Source organism: Acidipropionibacterium timonense, assembly GCF_900605005.1.
Taxonomy (GTDB): domain Bacteria; phylum Actinomycetota; class Actinomycetes; order Propionibacteriales; family Propionibacteriaceae; genus Cutibacterium; species Cutibacterium timonense.
Map to the genome: position 1 here is coordinate 663078 of NZ_LR027558.1, position 16707 is coordinate 679784.

14 protein-coding genes are annotated in these 16707 nt (G+C 70.9%); all 14 read left to right on the forward strand.

Annotation, left to right across the window (positions count from 1 at the left end; translation table 11 throughout):
• The first annotated feature begins 200 nt into the window (after positions 1-200).
• The 14 genes from E0E30_RS03205 to E0E30_RS03270 all read left to right on the forward strand — a co-directional run bounded on the left by E0E30_RS03205 (position 201) and on the right by E0E30_RS03270 (position 16495).
• Positions 201-1949 (forward strand): peptidoglycan D,D-transpeptidase FtsI family protein, encoded by a 1749-nt coding sequence (locus E0E30_RS03205; protein ID WP_130866709.1) that lies wholly within the window; start codon positions 201-203, stop codon positions 1947-1949.
• Positions 1946-3562, forward strand: coding sequence for a UDP-N-acetylmuramoyl-L-alanyl-D-glutamate--2,6-diaminopimelate ligase (locus E0E30_RS03210; RefSeq protein WP_459348730.1), 1617 nt, complete (start codon positions 1946-1948; stop codon positions 3560-3562). The genes E0E30_RS03205 and E0E30_RS03210 overlap by 4 nt, the downstream gene beginning before the upstream one ends.
• Positions 3559-5073 (forward strand): UDP-N-acetylmuramoyl-tripeptide--D-alanyl-D-alanine ligase, encoded by a 1515-nt coding sequence (locus E0E30_RS03215; RefSeq protein ID WP_130865068.1) that lies wholly within the window; start codon positions 3559-3561, stop codon positions 5071-5073. The genes E0E30_RS03210 and E0E30_RS03215 overlap by 4 nt, the downstream gene beginning before the upstream one ends.
• Positions 5070-6140: a phospho-N-acetylmuramoyl-pentapeptide-transferase gene (mraY, locus tag E0E30_RS03220; protein WP_130865069.1), complete on the forward strand. Its 1071-nt coding sequence runs from the start codon at positions 5070-5072 to the stop codon at positions 6138-6140. The genes E0E30_RS03215 and mraY overlap by 4 nt, the downstream gene beginning before the upstream one ends.
• Positions 6122-7630: a UDP-N-acetylmuramoyl-L-alanine--D-glutamate ligase gene (murD, locus tag E0E30_RS03225; RefSeq protein WP_130865070.1), complete on the forward strand. Its 1509-nt coding sequence runs from the start codon at positions 6122-6124 to the stop codon at positions 7628-7630. The genes mraY and murD overlap by 19 nt, the downstream gene beginning before the upstream one ends.
• Positions 7631-7632: 2 nt before the next feature.
• Positions 7633-8901, forward strand: a complete 1269-nt coding sequence (gene ftsW / locus E0E30_RS03230; RefSeq protein ID WP_130865071.1) for a putative lipid II flippase FtsW — start codon at positions 7633-7635, stop codon at positions 8899-8901.
• Between the two features lie 48 nt (positions 8902-8949).
• Positions 8950-10068, forward strand: a complete 1119-nt coding sequence (murG, locus tag E0E30_RS03235; protein WP_130865072.1) for an undecaprenyldiphospho-muramoylpentapeptide beta-N-acetylglucosaminyltransferase — start codon at positions 8950-8952, stop codon at positions 10066-10068.
• Positions 10065-11474 carry a UDP-N-acetylmuramate--L-alanine ligase gene (murC, locus tag E0E30_RS03240; RefSeq protein WP_130865073.1) on the forward strand — a complete coding sequence of 470 codons (1410 nt, stop codon included), beginning with the start codon at positions 10065-10067 and terminating at the stop codon, positions 11472-11474. Before murG ends, murC begins: the two co-directional genes overlap by 4 nt.
• A gap of 5 nt (positions 11475-11479) precedes the next feature.
• Positions 11480-12196: a cell division protein FtsQ/DivIB gene (locus E0E30_RS03245; RefSeq protein WP_167853868.1), complete on the forward strand. Its 717-nt coding sequence runs from the start codon at positions 11480-11482 to the stop codon at positions 12194-12196.
• Positions 12197-12360: 164 nt separating this feature from the next.
• Complete coding sequence (ftsZ, locus tag E0E30_RS03250) at positions 12361-13557, forward strand: cell division protein FtsZ (RefSeq protein WP_130865075.1); 1197 nt, start codon at positions 12361-12363, stop codon at positions 13555-13557.
• Position 13558: 1 nt separating this feature from the next.
• Entirely contained in the window at positions 13559-14326 is a 768-nt protein-coding gene (gene pgeF / locus E0E30_RS03255; protein ID WP_130865076.1) for a peptidoglycan editing factor PgeF, read from the forward strand.
• Between the two features lie 126 nt (positions 14327-14452).
• Complete coding sequence (locus E0E30_RS03260) at positions 14453-14977, forward strand: cell division protein SepF (protein ID WP_130865077.1); 525 nt, start codon at positions 14453-14455, stop codon at positions 14975-14977.
• Positions 14978-14995: 18 nt separating this feature from the next.
• Positions 14996-15283, forward strand: a complete 288-nt coding sequence (locus E0E30_RS03265; RefSeq protein WP_130865078.1) for a YggT family protein — start codon at positions 14996-14998, stop codon at positions 15281-15283.
• Positions 15284-15391: 108 nt separating this feature from the next.
• Complete coding sequence (locus tag E0E30_RS03270; protein WP_130865079.1) at positions 15392-16495, forward strand: DivIVA domain-containing protein; 1104 nt, start codon at positions 15392-15394, stop codon at positions 16493-16495.
• Positions 16496-16707 lie beyond the last annotated feature (212 nt).

Here is a 16707-nt window from a genome sequence, read left to right on the forward strand (position 1 = left end):
CCGGCCGTCGTGGAAGAAGGAGTGCAACGCACCGGGTTCGGTGCGGCCGGTGGAGCCTGCCCGGCCNGTCCGGCCAGGGGCGTCCCGGGGCGGGCCGGGCAGGCTCCACCGGCCGCACCGAACCCGGTGCGTTGCACTCCTTCTTCCACGACGGCCGGGCCGCCGACCAGCGTGGTCGCCTCGCCGTCCTGCTGTGCCTCATGCTCATCGCCATGGCCGTCCTGGCCGGGCGAGCCCTCCAGCTCCAGGCCATCGAGGCCCCGACCTACGCCAGGTCGGCGGCCAGCCGGATGCGCTACACCTATGACCTGCTGCCGACCCGCGGCCAGCTCACCGACCGCAACGGCACGGTGCTGGCCCAGTCCGAGTCGGCGGTCCTCGTATTCGTCGACCCCCGGATGATCAGCCGCAACGGCGTCGACGAGCGGGTGACGATGACCCAGCACCAGCAGCAGGTGGCCGCGGCCGCGCCGAAGGCCGTCGCCAAGATCCTCGCGAAGTATCTCGGTGGCCAACCCGAGGACTACCGCGACGCCGTGACGAAGAAGGGTTCGGACGGCCAGTACACCCGCTACAGCGTCGTCAAGCGTCATGTGCCGAGCTACACCTTCGACCAGATCAGCGCCGCGATGAAGGCGGAGAAGCTCTACGGCGTCTTCTCGACGAACGACCCGGTGCGCAACTATCCGGCCGGAACGGTCGCCTCGAACGTCGTGGGCTTCGTCAATGCCGACGGTCAGGGAGCCGGCGGGCTCGAGTACACCCTCGACAAGCAGCTCACCGGGACCAAGGGCAAGGAGTCCTACGAGGCATCCACCTACGGCCGCATCCCGCTGGGCCAGAACACCCTGGTGCCGGCTGTCAACGGGACGAGCTACACCCTCACCCTCGACTCCCAGCTGCAGCTCATGGTGCAGAACGCCCTCAGCTCCGCGGTGAACTCGTCGAAGGCGGAGTCCGGCGAGGCCATCGTCATGAACGTCAAGACCGGAGAGGTCCTGGCCATGGCCTCCACCCCGACCTTCGACTCGAACGATCTGGCCAAGGCCACCGCCAACCAGTTGCGCAACCGGGCCGTCTCCGACGCCTACGAGCCCGGCTCGGTCGAGAAGGTCCTCACCATGGCGGCGCTGGCCGACAAGGGACTGGTGACGCCCGACACCCACGTCGTCGTGCCGGCCTCCCTGGCCAGTGGGGGAGGCAGGATCACCGACGCCTTCGACCACGGGACCCTGTACCTCACCGCCCGCGGGGTCATCGCGAACTCCTCGAACATCGGCACCTCCTTGCTCGTGCGCAACCTTGACAAGGCCGACCTCGTCTCCTACCTCAAGAAGTTCGGGCTCGGGGCCCGCACCGGGATCGGACTGCCGGGGGAGGCGAGCGGGTACCTGCCCGACGCCTCCATGGCCGACTACACCCGCGACCAGATCTCCTTCGGTCAGGGCCTGTCGGTGACGGCCATCCAGGAGGCGGCGGCGGTCGCCGCCATCGTCAACGGCGGCGTCTACCACTCGCCGACGATCCTCAAGTCGGCGGTCGACGGCAACGGTCACGCCGTGGCCGTGCCGAGGTCGACGACCCGCAGGGTCATCTCTGCCAAGGCCTCGGCCGCGGTGCTCGACATGATGGAGTCCGTCGTCACGCTCACCGCCGACCGTGCCGTGCCCGGCTATCGCACCGCCGGGAAGACGGGAACCGCCCAGCGGGTCGACCCCACCTGCCACTGCTACCGCGGGTACACCGCCTCGTACATCAACGTCGGACCCGTCGAGAACCCGCAGATCCTCACCTACGTCGTCCTCAACAACCCGACCAAGGGAGGCCATCAGGGGTCCGAGGTGGCCCTGCCCGTGGTGCGTCAGATCATGTCGGTCGCCCTGCCGCGGTACGGTGTCGAACCGTCGACCACCCCCGCGCGCAAGGAACCCCTGGAGTACACGCCGTGACCGCTCATGATTTCCCTCGGCAGGACGCCGACACCCTGGTCCGTCCCGGACATGCGGTGAGTCTGCCCTGGTCGCAGCTGCTCGCCGTCCTCGACCACCCCGCCACCAGTGGCCCCGCCCCTGAGGCCGTCACCGGCATCACCCTCGACTCCCGTCAGGTGCGTCCCGGCGACCTCTACGCGGCACTGCCGGGGACCCGCGTCCACGGGGCGCGGTTCGCCCCGGCCGCCCTGGCCGCCGGAGCCGCCGCCGTCCTCACCGATGCCCAGGGACGCGCCCTCCTCGAGGCCGACGGGGTACCGGTCGTCGTCGTCCCCGACGCCCGGGTCGCCATGGCGGCAGCGGCCGCCGAGATCTTCGGTCACCCGGCCCGCTCGATGACGATGTTCGGCATCACCGGCACGAACGGCAAGACGACGACGGCCTTCCTCGTCGAGGCCGGGCTGCTGGCCGCGCGTCGCCGTCCGGGCACCATCGGCACCATCGGCTTCCGGCTCGACGGTCGGTCCCTGGCCAGTGCGCGGACGACCGTGACCACCCCCGAGGCGCCCGACCTCCAGGGTCTCTTCGGGGTCATGGCCGAGCGCGGGGCCACCGACGTCGTCATGGAGGTCTCCTCCCACGCCCTGGCCCTGCACCGGGTCGACGGGACGGTCTTCGATGTCGTCGCCTTCACCAACCTCGGCCGTGACCACCTCGACTTCCACCACACCCTTGAGGCCTACTTCGAGGCCAAGGCACGACTCTTCACCCCCGAGCTGGCCCGGGCGGCCGTCGTCAACGTCGACGACCCGCGCGGCGTCGAGCTCGTCCAGCGGATGCACCGTGACGGTCGGGTGCGGGTCGTCACGACCTCCCTCGAGGCCGGTTCCGACTACCGCATCGAGTCCTGGTCGCCGGACGGCGCCCTCGGGGCGCGTGTCACGGTGTCGACGCCGTCGGGCCGCCGCGAGTTCACCATCAGCCTTCCCGGCCTCTACAACGTACGCAACGCCGTCATGGCCCTGGCCATGCTCGAGTCCGCCGGGCTGGGGTTCGACGCGGTCGTCGACGGCCTGGAACACGCCCAGGTGCCCGGCCGGATGGAGCAGGTGCGGCTCGGGGAGGGTGCCCCCGGCGTCCTCGTCGACTTCGCCCACACCCCGCAGGCCATCTCCTCGGCCCTGGCTGCCGCCCGCACGGCCACCTCCGGGCGCATCCTCACCGTCGTCGGGGCCGGCGGCGACCGGGACGCCGCCAAGCGCGGCCCCATGGGGCTGGCCGCGGCGCAGGGCTCCGACGTCGTCCTCGTCACCGACGACAACCCGCGCACCGAGGAGCCGGCGTCGGTCCGGGCCGCCGTCCTGGCCGGTGCCCGCGAGGTGCCCGGGGTGGTCGTCGAGGACGCCGGGGAACGCCGGGCGGCCATCGGCCGGGCCCTCGAGCTGGCCGAACCGGGGGACGTCGTCTGCATCCTCGGCAAGGGGCACGAGACGGGCCAGCAGGTCGGCGGGCAGGTGCTGCCCTTCGACGACCGGGTCGTCGTGGCCCGGGAATGGGCCGAACGGCACCCCGATGCGGCCAGGGACGTGGCAGGGTCGGGGGACGCCCCGGAGTCAGGAGAGAGGTCATGAGGACAACCACCGTCGCGAGGATCGCCGAGCGGATCGGCGCCCGCCTCGAGGGCGACGGGACCGCGGAGGTCGGTCCGGACGTCGTCATCGACACCCGCAGGGCCACGTCCGGCAGCCTCTTCATCGCCCTGCCCGGGGAGCGGGTCGACGGTCACGACTTCACCGAGGCCGCCCGGGTCGCCGGGTCGAGGGCCGTCATGGCCACCCGGCCCACCGACGCCGACCTGCCGCACCTCCTCGTCGACGACACCCGCGAGGGGCTGCCCGCCCTGGCCCGCGTCGTCGTGGCCCGGGAGCGTGACCGCGGCATGGTCACCGTGGCCCTCACCGGGTCGTCGGGCAAGACGAGTACCAAGGACCTCCTCGCCCAGGTCCTCGAGGACCACGGCCCGACGGTCTCGCCCGTCGGCTCCTTCAACAACGAGATCGGCGTGCCGCTCACGGCCTGCGGCGTCGACGAGCACACCGACTTCCTCGTCTCCGAGATGGGGGCGCGCGGCAAGGGTCACATCGCCTGGCTCACGTCGATCGTCCCGCCCGACGTCGCCATGGTGCTCAACATCGGCACCGCCCATCTGGGCGAGTTCGGGTCGCGGGAGGCCATCGCCGAGGCCAAGGGGGAGATCGTCGAGGCCCTCGGCCCCGACGGTTGGGCCGTCCTCAACGCCGCCGACGAGCGGGTCGCCGGGATGGCCCCGCGCACTCGGGCCCATCTGGCATGGTTCAGCCCGGATGCCGACCACCGCCACCCCGAGGCCGACATCGAGGTGTGGGCCGGCGATGTCGTCGCCGACGACCTCGACCGGCACTCGTTCACGCTGCACGCCCGGGTGGACGGCACGACCTGCGAGCACCCGGTGAGCCTGCGGACCCTCGGCGCCCACCAGGTCGCCAACGCCGTCGCCGCAGCCGCCGCGGCCCTGGCTGCCCTCACGTCCGCGACGGGACATCGACCCGACCCGGCCGCGGTCGCCGCATCGCTGAGCTCGGCGACGACCCGCTCCCCGATGCGGATGGAGCTGCACGAGCGGGCCGACGGGCTCGTCGTCGTCTCCGACTGCTACAACGCGAACCCGGACTCGATGGCCGCCTCCCTCGCCGCCCTGGGAAACATCCTCGGACGCCGACGCGCCGCCGACCCGCACACTCGTGGGGTGGCGGTGCTCGGCGACATGCTCGAGCTCGGCCCGGACGCCCCGGCGCTGCACCGTGAGGTCGGCGCACTGGCCGCCCGCAGCGGGTTCGACCTCGTCCTGGCCGTCGGGGAACACGCCGGTGACCTGGCCGCCGGTGCTCGCGCCGGTGGCGCCGAATCGAGGGTCGTCACCGTCGAGGAGGCGGCGAGGTCGATAGGTTGGACCTCGCACGACGTCCTGCTCGTCAAGGCGTCCCGGGCCCTGGCCCTGGAGCGTGTCGCGGAGCAGGTGTTGGACCTCGGCGGTCCGTCGGCCGCTGGGTTGGACTTCGACGGCCGGCCGGCCGTCGGGGAGCATGAGGAGGCCCGCAAGTGAAGACCATCCTGCTGGCCGGCGGCGTCGCCATGCTCGGCACGCTCGTCGGCACCCGGTGGTTCATCATGTTCCTCGCCTCGCGCGGGTACGGACAGTTCATCCGGGACGACGGCCCCACCACCCACAAGACGAAGAAGGGCACCCCGACCATGGGTGGTGCCGTCATCATCATCTCGGTGCTGCTGGCCTACTTCCTGGCCCACCTGGTGCTGTGGAGCCCGCCGAGTATGTCGGCCGTCCTCGTCCTGTGGCTCTTCGCCGGACTGGGGTTCATCGGTTTCCTCGACGACTGGACGAAGATCTCCAAGCAACGGTCCCTGGGGCTCAAGCCTCGGGGCAAGCTCATCGGCCAGGCCATCGTGGCCATCACCTTCGCCGTCGGCGTCCTCTACTTCCCCGACGCCCACGGGGCCACCCCGGGCTCACGGGCCATCTCCTTCCTGCGCGACCTGCCCTGGGCCCACCTGCCACTCGTCGTCGCCGTCGTGTGGATCATCCTCCTCATCGCCGGCACCTCGAACGCCGTCAACCTCACCGACGGTCTGGACGGTCTGGCCTCCGGTGCCTCGACGATGGTCTTCGGCGCCTACACCCTGCTGAGCATCTGGCAGTTCAACCAGTGGTGCACGAAGGCGTCGATCGCCAGGTCCACCTGCTACGCGGTCCGCGACCCGCACGACATCGCCGTCGTCGCCCTGGCCCTGGCCGGAGCCTGTTTCGGATTCCTATGGTGGAACGCCAAGCCGGCGAAGATCTTCCTCGGCGACACCGGTTCGCTCGCCCTCGGTGGGGCGGTGGCCGGACTGGCCGTGGTGTCCCGTACCGAGCTGCTGCTCATCGTCATCGGCGGGCTCTTCGTCATCGAGACCCTCTCGGTGATGATCCAGGTGAGCGTCTTCAAGGCGACCGGTGGCAAGCGGGTGTTCAAGATGGCGCCGCTGCACCATCACTTCGAGCTCAAGGGCTGGGACGAGGTGACCGTCGTCATCCGCTTCTGGATCATCTGCGGTCTGTTCGTCGCCGCCGGACTGGGCGTCTTCTACACGGAATGGGTGGCTGGACAGTGACGGGCGTGGATCTTCGGGACGCCGACCGGCTCTTCGACTGGTCGAGGGTGCAGGCGGTCGTCGCCGGCCTGGGTACCAGTGGGTACGCCGCGGCCGATGCCCTCCTCGAGCTCGGCGCGCACGTCGTCGTCCTCGACGACTCCGACGACGAACGGCATCACGACAAGGCCGGGCTCCTCGAGGTGCTCGGGGCCACGGTGCGGCTCGGCCCGGGGTCCGCCTCCGAACTGCCCGCCGGCACCGACCTCGTCGTCGTCTCGCCCGGGTGGCGTCCGGTGCAGTCGCTCGTCGCGCAGGCCCTGGCGACCGGGATCCCGGTGTGGGGCGAGCCCGAGTTGGCCTGGCGTCTCATGCACCCCGATCGCGTCGTCCCGTGGTTGGCGATCACCGGGACGAACGGCAAGACGACGACGACCCAGATGACCGAGTCGATCCTCCTGGCCGCCGGGTTCAAGGCGGCCGCGGTGGGCAACATCGGCCGGCCCATCCTCGAGGCCCTGGCCGACGAGGTCGACCACGACGTCCTGGCGGTGGAGCTGTCGAGCTTCCAGTTGCACTGGTCGCGGTCCCTGTCCCTGCACTCGGCCGCCGTCCTGAACGTCCACGAGGACCACCTCGAGTGGTACGCCCACGAGGCCGACCCGTTCGCCGCCTACGCGGCCGACAAGGCGCGGATCTACGAACGTGTCACCCACTCCTGTGTCTACAACGTCGCCGATCCACGGACCGAGCACATGGTCGAGGAGGCGGACGTCGTCGAGGGGGCCCGGGCGATCGGGTTCACCACCGGCATCCCCGGGATGTCCATGCTCGGCGTCGTCGACGACCAGCTCGTCGACCGGGCCTTCGTCGAGCAGCGGGCCAGCTCGGCGCTGCCCCTGGCCTCCCTGTCCGACGTCCACCCGTTGGCCCCGCACAACATCGAGAACGCCCTGGCCGCCGCAGCGCTCACCCGCTCCTTCGGTGTTCCCGCGGCGGCCGTGGCCCAGGGACTGCGGGACCTCCACCTGGGCGGGCACCGGATCGAAACCGTCCACAGTGCCGGTGGGGTCACCTGGGTCGACGACTCGAAGGCGACGAACCCGCACGCGGCGAACTCCTCCATGCGGGCCTTCGACCACATCGTGTGGATCGCCGGCGGCCAGGCCAAGGGCACCTCCTTCGACGAGCTCGTCACCACCCACGCCGACAAGCTGCGCGGTGCCGTCGTCCTGGGCATCGACCGCGACGTCGTCGCGAGGGCCCTGGCCCGGCACGCACCGGGGGTGCCCGTCGTCGTCCTCGACGGGTCCGACCGTTCGGTCATGGCTCGAGCGGTCCGCGAGGCCGCCCGGATGGCCCGCCCCGGCGACACCGTCCTCATGGCTCCCGGCTGCGCCAGTCGGGACATCTGGACCGGGTACGACGTGCGCGGGGACGACTTCGCCGCGGCCGCCCGGCAGGAGCCGGGTCCGGCCTCCGGGGACCCGGTTGGCCCCGTCGAGGAGTGAGCATGTCGCAGCGGTACGACGACGCCATCGCACGCCTCGGCCGGTTCCTGCGTCTCGACAGCGGTGGTTCCCGGGCCGACGGCAAGGCACCCTCCCTGCTGGCCCAGCCCCTGCTCGACTACTACGTCGTCCTGGCGACGACCGTCCTGCTGGCCGGGGTCGGGGTGCTCATGAGCCTGTCCTCCTCGTCGGTCTACGCCCAATCCTTGGGCAAGACCCCCTACTACTTCGCCACCCGACAGCTGCTCTTCCTCCTCATGGGTGCGGTCGCCGCCACCATCGCCTCGCGGCTGGGTCCCGATCGGCTGCGCAAGCTCGGTGGGCTCGTCGCCGGGTTCGTCATCCTCATGCTCGTCCTCGTCTTCACCCCCCTGGGGGCCGACGCCGGCAAGGGCAACCGGTCCTGGCTCGTCCTCGGGCCGATCGGCCTGCAGCCCTCGGAGTTCGCCAAGTTCGCCCTCGTCCTCGTCGGCTCGGCCTTCCTGGCCAGGAGACGCCGCACCATCGGTGACATCAAGGAGATCGCCGGATACCTCGGCCTCTACGGGGTGTTCCTCCTGCTCATCGTCGCCCAGGGAGACTTGGGGACGACCCTCGTGCTCGGCACCATCATGTTGGCCCAGATGTGGGCCTTCGGGGTGCCCCGACGTTACGTCTTCGGGGTGGTCACGCTGGCCGTCGTCGCCGCCGTCGGACTCATCCTCACGACCCCCTACCGACTCGCCCGGGTCATGAGCTTCCTCGACCCCAACTCGGGCTCGTCGACCTCGGACCAGCCCCTGGCCGCCATCTACGCCCTGGCCACCGGCGGCTGGTGGGGGGTCGGCATCGGTGCCTCGAGACAGAAGTGGGGCGGGCTGTACGACGGCGCGCAGAACGACTTCGTCTTCGCCGTCCTCGGCGAGGAGATGGGTCTGGTCGGCACCCTCGTCGTCATCCTCCTCTTCGCCCTGCTGTGCTGGGCGGGCATCCGCATCGCCATGCGCTCGGACGTGCAGTTCCTCCGGGTGGCGGCGGCGACGGTCACGGCGTGGACCGCGATGCAGGCGCTCATGAACATGTCGGTCTCGCTCAACCTGCTGCCGGTCGTCGGGGTACCGCTGCCCCTCATCTCGATCGGCGGATCGGCACTCGTCTCCAACCTCGCCGCCATCGGCGTCCTGTTGGCCTGCGCCCGCAACGAACCGGCGGCCCGACGTCGCCTCGAGGTGTCGCGCCGCAAGGCGCCGCCTAGGGTCACTACCGTGGTGGACGGGGGTCGACGTGGCTGACCGGCCGGTCGCCCCATGGACGAATCGACTTCCCGGAGGACGCTGAAGATGGTCAACGTCGTACTGGCCGGTGGTGGCACCGCCGGCCACACCTCACCGCTCATCGCGACCGCGCAGGCCCTGCTCGACCACGCCGGGGTCGACGCCGTCTCGTGCATCGGCACCCCCAAGGGGCTGGAGGGCCGGGTCATCCCCGAGGCCGGGCTCGAGCTCGACATGATCCCTCCGGTGCCGCTGCCACGGAAGGTCTCGGTCGACCTGGCGAAGGTCCCGCTGCATCTGGCCGACGCCGTCCGGCGCGCTCGTGCGGTGCTGCGGACCCGCCGGGCCGATGTGCTCGTGGGCTTCGGCGGCTACGTCTCGATGCCCGCCTACCTCGCAGCCCGGGGTGCCGGGGTCCCGGTCGTCATCCACGAGCAGAACGCCGTGCCCGGACTGGCCAACAAGGTGGCCGCCCGTTTCGCCCGCCAGGTCTTCACGGCCTTCCCCGACACCCCACTGCCGCACGCCGAGTTCATCGGGATGCCGTTGCGCACCGCGGTGCGCGAACTGGCCGAGCTCGACGACGAGGCACGCACCGCTCGCCGCCTCGCCGCACGCAAGGACTTCGGTCTGGACGCCGACCGCCCGACCCTCCTCGTCTCGGGGGGCTCCCAGGGGGCGGTGGCCATCAACTCCGCCGTCATCGGGGCCCGGGAGCAGCTCCTGGCCGACGGCGTCCAGGTGCTCCACGTCCTGGGGCCGCGCAACGTCGGCGACTCCCGGAAGGTCACCGATCCGACCACCGGTGCGGCCTGGCTTCCGGTCGGCTACGTCGATGACATGTCGCAGGCCTATGCCGCCGCCGATCTCATGGTCGCCCGGTCCGGCGCGGGCACGGTCGTCGAGACCGCCGCCGTCGGGTTGCCGACCGTCTACGTCCCGTTGCCGCACGGCAACGGTGAGCAGGCACGCAACGCCTCCTCGGTGGTCGCCGCCGGGGGAGGGGTGCTCGTGCGCAATGCCGACCTCGACGCCCGTCGCCTCTTGCTCGAGGTCGAACGGATCCACGACCCGCAGGCCCTGGCCGGGATGTCCCGGGCCGGACGCGGACTCATGCCCTCCGGGGCCGCCCAGGAACTTGCCGACGCCATCGTGTCGGTCGCCACGACGAGGAGGAGCAGATGACACTTCGTGAACCTGTCGAGCTCGAGGACGCCCGGGCCATCGGTCCGGTGCACTTCATCGCCATCGGCGGTGCCGGGATGAGCGGCGTCGCCCGCGTCTACGCCGAGCTCGGGGTCGAGGTGAGCGGTTCCGACCAGGTCGACTCGACGAACCTCCGGTCGTTGGCCGAACTCGGCGTGCGCACCTGGGTGGGGCACGACCCGCAGCACGTGCACGGCGCCCGCACGGTCGTCGTCTCCTCGGCCATTCGCGAGGACAACCCCGAACTCGTCGAGGCCCGCCGCCTGGGCCTGCGGATCTGGCACCGCAGCGCCGCGCTGGCCGCCCTCATGCTGGGCCACGAGGGGATCTCGGTGGCCGGCACCCACGGCAAGACGACGACCACCGGGATGGTCGCCCGGATCCTCGCCCATGCCGGCAAGGACCCCTCCTACGTCGTCGGTTCCCCGCTGGCCTCCACCGGGGTCTCGGCCCACCTGGGCCAGGGTGACGCCTTCGTCGTCGAGGCCGACGAGTCCGACGGGTCCTTCCTCCAGTACCCCAGCCAGATCGTCGTCGTCACCAACGTCGAGGCCGACCATCTCGACAACTGGGGGACGCCGAGCAACTACTTCGACGGCTTCGTGCGGATGGCCACCCGCCCGCAGGTGCGGTACGTCGTCGCCTGCGTCGACGATCCGGGCGCCGCCGAGTTGGCCAGCCGGCTCGAGCAGACCGGCTCGGTCCGGGTCGTCACCTACGGCGAGTCCCCGGAGGCGGAGGTGCGCCTCACCGACATCGAGCTGGAGGGGACGACGGCCGTCGCCACCATCAGCCACGGACGGACGACCGGTCGGCTCCGACTCAAGGTTCCCGGTCGCTACAACCTGTCGAATGCGGCGGCGGCCTACTGCGTCGGATCGTTGCTGGGGATCGGCCACGAGGAGATCCTCGCCGGGGCTGCGAGCTTCGGCGGCACCCTGCGCCGCTTCCAGCTCGTCGGACGTCGCGGCGGCATCTCGGTCTTCGACGACTACGCCCATCACCCGACCGAGATCCGGGCCACTCTCGGTGCCGCCCGGCGTGCCGCCGAGGACGGGCGGGTCGTCGCGTGCTTCCAGCCGCACCTGTACAGCCGCACCCGCGACTTCGCCGCCGACTTCGGCGCCGCCCTGTGCCTGGCCGACCGGGTGGTCGTCACCGACGTGTACCCGGCGCGGGAGGACCCCATCCCCGGTGTCACCGGCCGCCTCGTCCACGACGCCGTCGTCGCCGGGGGAGGGTCGAGTCGGTACGTCGCCGACAAGTCCCAGCTCCCCGAGGCGCTGGCCCAGGAGGTGCGTCCCGGCGACCTCCTCATCACCCTGGGAGCCGGTGACGTCAGCCTCATCGGTCCGCTGCTGCTCCCCCTGCTCCCGGGCGACTGATGCCGATGGCCACCCCTGTCGACATCACCGGAGCCATCGACCTGCGCCGACGCAGGGCGAACCGACGTCGTCGCATCGTCCTGGCGGTGCTGCTCGTCCTCGTCCTCCTGCTCGGCGTGGGGCTGTGGGTCGTGCGGCAGTCCTCCCTGCTCGACGTCCGCCAGGTCGAGGTGACGGGCTCCACCCTCGTCGACCCGGCCCGGGTGGGATCGGTCAGTGGGATCAGGCTGCACACCCCGCTGGCCCGGGTCGACACCGGGGCGGCCGCGTCGAAGGTGGCCGCCCTGCCGACGGTGCGCAGTGTCGAGGTGTCCCGTGACTGGCCGCACACGGTGCGGATCACGGTCACCGAGCGCACGGCGGTGTACCAGCTGTCGACGCGTGACGGGTTCGTCCGCGTCGACTCCAATGGCATCGCCTTCCTGCGCACGACGACGCAGAGCAGTGGCCTGCCCAAGGTGCTCATCTCCAGGCCGGACGCCCGGCTCCTACGCGACGTGGCCACCGTCGCGGGGTCCTTCGACGCGGGTCTGCGCGGACAGATCGAGCAGGTCGAGGTGACCGGGGCCGACTCCATCACCCTCGTGCTCACGAAGAACCGTCGGGTGGTGTGGGGATCGGCCGACGAGTCGGCGCTCAAGGCCAAGGTCACCTCGGCCATGCTCAAGGTGCCGGCGAAGGTCTACGACGTCTCCTCACCGGAGCACCCCACCTCGCGGTGAGGGTCTGCGCCCCCGTGCCCACACCCCGGTCGAGGGTGTCGACCCGCAGTCTCAACCCGGGGTTGAGGGTCTGGGTCGAAGGTCGCGCCGGTGTTGGACACCCCCACGGTCCGCCCATAGCCTTTCTGCTGACCGGCTCCCGACCTAAGTGAGGCAGAACTCCAGTGGCAACTCCATCCCAGAACTACCTCGCGGTCATCAAGGTCGTCGGGGTCGGTGGCGGTGGCTGCAACGCCGTCAACCGCATGATCGAGGCCGGACTCAAGGGAGTCGAGTTCATCGCGGTCAACACCGACGCCCAGGCCCTCCTCATGAGCGACGCCGACGTCAAGCTCGACGTCGGCCGTGACCTCACCCGTGGTCTCGGCGCCGGAGCCGACCCGGACAAGGGCCGTCAGGCCGCCGAGGACCACTCCGAGGAGATCGAGGAGTGCCTCAAGGGCGCCGACATGGTCTTCGTCACCGCCGGTGAGGGAGGTGGCACCGGCACCGGTGCGGCCCCCGTCGTCGCCAAGATCGCCCGCTCCCTGGGGGCCCTGACGATCGGCGTCGTCACCCGTCCCTTCTCCTTCGAGGGACGCCGCCGTTCGAACCAGGCCGAGGAGGGCATCGGTCGGTTGGGCGAGGAGGTCGACACCCTCATCGTCATCCCCAACGACAAGCTGTTGTCGATGACCGACCAGCAGATCGCCATCATCGACGCCTTCAAGCAGGCCGACCAGGTGCTCATGCAGGGCGTCTCGGGCATCACCGACCTCATCACCACGCCCGGCCAGATCAACCTCGACTTCGCCGACGTCAAGGCGGTCATGTCGAACGCCGGCTCGGCCCTCATGGGCATCGGCCACGCCTCCGGTGAGGACCGCGCCCGGGCCGCCGCAGAGATGGCCATCTCCTCGCCCCTGCTAGAGGTCTCCATCGACGGTGCGCACGGCGTCCTGCTGTCGATCGCCGGCGGCTCCGACCTCGGCCTGTTCGAGGTCGCCGCCGCGGCCAACCTCATCGAGGCCGCGGCCCACGACGAGGCCAACATCATCTTCGGCACGGTCATCGACGACGCCCTGGGTGACGAGGTGCGGATCACCGTCATCGCCGCCGGGTTCGATGGCGGCCAGCCGCCCAAGCGTCAGCCCGGGGTGAGCACCCGCCCGGCCTCCCGTCCCACGCCGATCCGGCCCCAGTCCTCCCCGCAGCCGCGTCCGGTGACGACCGAGTCGACGACCTCGTCGGTCCTGCGTCCGGGCACGACCCGCCCCGCCCAGAACCCGTCGGTGGTCGAGCGTCCGGCCCAGCCGGTGCAGCAGCCGCGTCCGCAGACCCCTCCGGACGACGACCTGGACGTTCCCGACTTCCTCAAGTGACGTGCTGAGGATGCGCATCGACCCCGGCGCCAACCACGGCGTCGGGGTCGCCTTCACCGATCGGCACGGGGGAGTGTCCACCGGCTCCCTGGGGTCGTTCAATCTCGGCCGTACCGACGTCGACGAGCCCGACGCGGTGCGCACGAACGTCTCGCGACTGGCGTCGGCGCTCGGGGTCGACGCGGTCGTCGTCTGCCACCAGGTGCACGGCGACCGGGTCTGGCAGGTCACGGCGGAGGACCTCGAGCACTGGGGTCCCGACTCGGTGCTCGGCGATGACCTGGCGGGCGGCCGTCCCCTCGAGCAGGCCGACGCCATGGTGACGACCTGCCACGGTGTCGCCCTGGCCATCCGGGTCGCCGACTGCATGCCGGTCGCCCTGGCCGATCCGCGCACCGGGGTCATCGCCATGGCCCACGCCGGACGTACCGGGTTCCTCGCCGGGGTGCTCGAGCGCACTGTGGAGGCGATGAGGGCCCTGGGGGCCACGGACATCCTCGGTTGGATCGGCCCGCACATCTGCGGGCGGTGCTACGAGGTTCCCGAGGAGATGGCGGAGCAGGCCGCCGAGGCGGCGCCGGCGACGGCCGTGAGGACCCGCTGGGGCACGCCCGGCATCGACCTGGGTGCCGGCGCCATGGCACAGCTCGAGTCCCTGGGCGTCGAGGCCGTCGGTCTCGATCCGTGCACCTACGAGCACGAGGAGTTCTTCAGCCATCGACGCGACCCGGGCGCGGGCCGGCTCGTGGGTGCCGTCTGGATGCCCTGACCCCCCGATCCCGGGGTGCACGGCGTGTCCGCGTGCGTGTCGGCGGCACTGCGGCGTCGATCCGTGGCAGGCTAGGGGGCGCGTCCCCCGGTACCAGGGCGCACACTCGTGGTGAAGGAGAGCCCCATGGCTGGTTTCGGCAGGAAGATCGCCTCGTACGTCGGCATCGTCGATGACCACCGCTATGACGAGGACCTTCCCGACGACGAGCTCACCGAGGAGGTGTACTCCGACGAGGGCTACGAGCCCTCCGAGGTGACCCCCCTGGCGCAGCGTCAGCACGGTCGGGGCGACCAGGCCGTCCGGCAGCGGCAGTCGGCCAGGCCGGTGCAGCAGTACTCCGTCGTCGCCGACGAGCCGTCCATCGCCGACATCAACCGGATCCTCACCGTGCACCCGCGCAACTACAACGAGGCACGCACCATCGGGGAGCAGTTCCGTGACGGGGTGCCGGTCATCATGAACCTCACCGAGATGGAGGACGCCGACGCAAAGCGCCTCGTCGACTTCGCCGCCGGCCTCATCTTCGGATTGCGTGGCACCATTGAACGAGTCACCAGCAAGGTCTTCCTGCTGTGCCCACACAATGTCAACGTCGCCCCCGAGGACAAGGCCAGGATCGCCGGGGAAGGGTTCTTCAACCAGTCCTGAGGGGACAGGAGGAGCCGCATGTCCGTCCTCGGTCTGGTCCTGTACACGCTGCTGCAGATCTACACGCTGCTGCTGGTGGTGCGGATGATTCTGTCCTGGATCCCGCTGCTGGCCAGGGACTTCGAGCCCAGGGGAGTCGTCGCGGTGCTCTTCGAGGGGGTCTACACGGTGACCGATCCGCCGATCCGTGCGGTCGATCGGGTCCTGCCCCCGGTGCGCCTGGGCAATGTCGGGCTGAGCCTGGGGTTCATCGTCGTCCTCCTCCTCGTGTCGGTGGCGCAGAATCTGGTCCTGCGGTACATGTGACGCCGTGGCTCCGTCTGGAGTAGCCTTGGGTGAGTCTCGTGGCCGCCGCGGGTGCATCCGTGCGCGACGTCACGGGTAGCTTCAGTTCCCGAGCTCTTGGAGTGCACTATGACGCTGACCCTCGACGATGTGCGCAGGATTCGTTTCCCGATGGCCCGTCGTCCCGGTGATGGGTACCGCGCGGCCGAGGTCGACGACTTCGTCGACAAGGTCGACGCCACCTTCGCAGCGATGACCGACGAGACCGAGCGGCTCAAGGCCCAGCTCGAGGCCCTCAAGTCCGGTGACGCCGCGGCCCAGCCGGCCGATTCGGGACTGGCCGACGAGAACAAGGAGCTCAAGGCCCAGCTGGAGCAGCTGCGCAAGGAGCAGTCGGAGGGTGCCTCCCCGGCCGCCGAGCTCGAGTCGGCCCGTCAGGCCCGGAAGGCCGCCGAGGACGAGAACGCCTCCCTCAAGGAGCAGGTGGAGAAGCTGCGCGCCGCCCAGAGCGCCACCGACGCCAAGACCCAGGACGCTGCTCGTGCCCAGGCCGACGCCGCCGAGTTGGCTCGTCTGCGTGGCGAGAACGAGAAGCTCACCGCCCAGTTGGCCGACGCCCGTCGCTCCGCCGAGGCCGCCAAGCCCGCTGCCCTCGCCGACGGGGCCAAGGCCGACGCCGGCAAGGTCGAGAAGATCGAGGTCACCACCGCCGCCGAGGCCTCCCCGGCCGTCGTCCGCATGGTCGAGCTGGCCATCGCCGACGCCGAGCGCGTGGTCAAGGAGGCCGAGGTCGAGGCCGGCCGCAAGGTCGCCGCGGCCGAGCAGAAGGCCCACGAGCTCACGGTCGACGCCCAGACCCGCGCCGAGCGCATCGAGTCGGTCGCCCGCGTCAACGCCGAGAAGGTCACCAGCGACGCCAAGGCCAACGCCGACCAGGTCAACGTCGACGCCCAGAACCGGCGCAACGACCTCTTCAGCCAGCTCGAGATCGAGCGCGACACCCTGGCCGGCAAGGTCGACCACCTGCGTTCCTTCGAGTCGACCTACCGCGAGTCCCTCGTCAACCACCTTCGTTCGCAGGCCGACAACCTCGACAAGGGCGTCTTCGAGCCCCAGGACCTGCCCGACCTGCTCAAGCCCGAGCAGCGCGCCGAGAAGGGAGCGTCGGCCACCCCGCGCCTCGACGCCCTCATCGGCCGTGGACAGCAGGCCCACGGCGACGCGAAGAACTGACGCGTTCCCGGTGACGACGCTCCCCGGCGGCCTCGGCTGCCGGGGAGCGTCGCCGTCCCGGCGAGCCGAGGCGTGACCGTCGAGCCGCCGGCGGCGTCGACTGCGTCGTGGCAGGTGGTGACGGACCGGTCGGGGGTGTATGGTCTGCGCACGGTCGCGACTCACCGTGGACCGCGTCCGCACGACCCGGGTGCCCGACACCCGACATGACA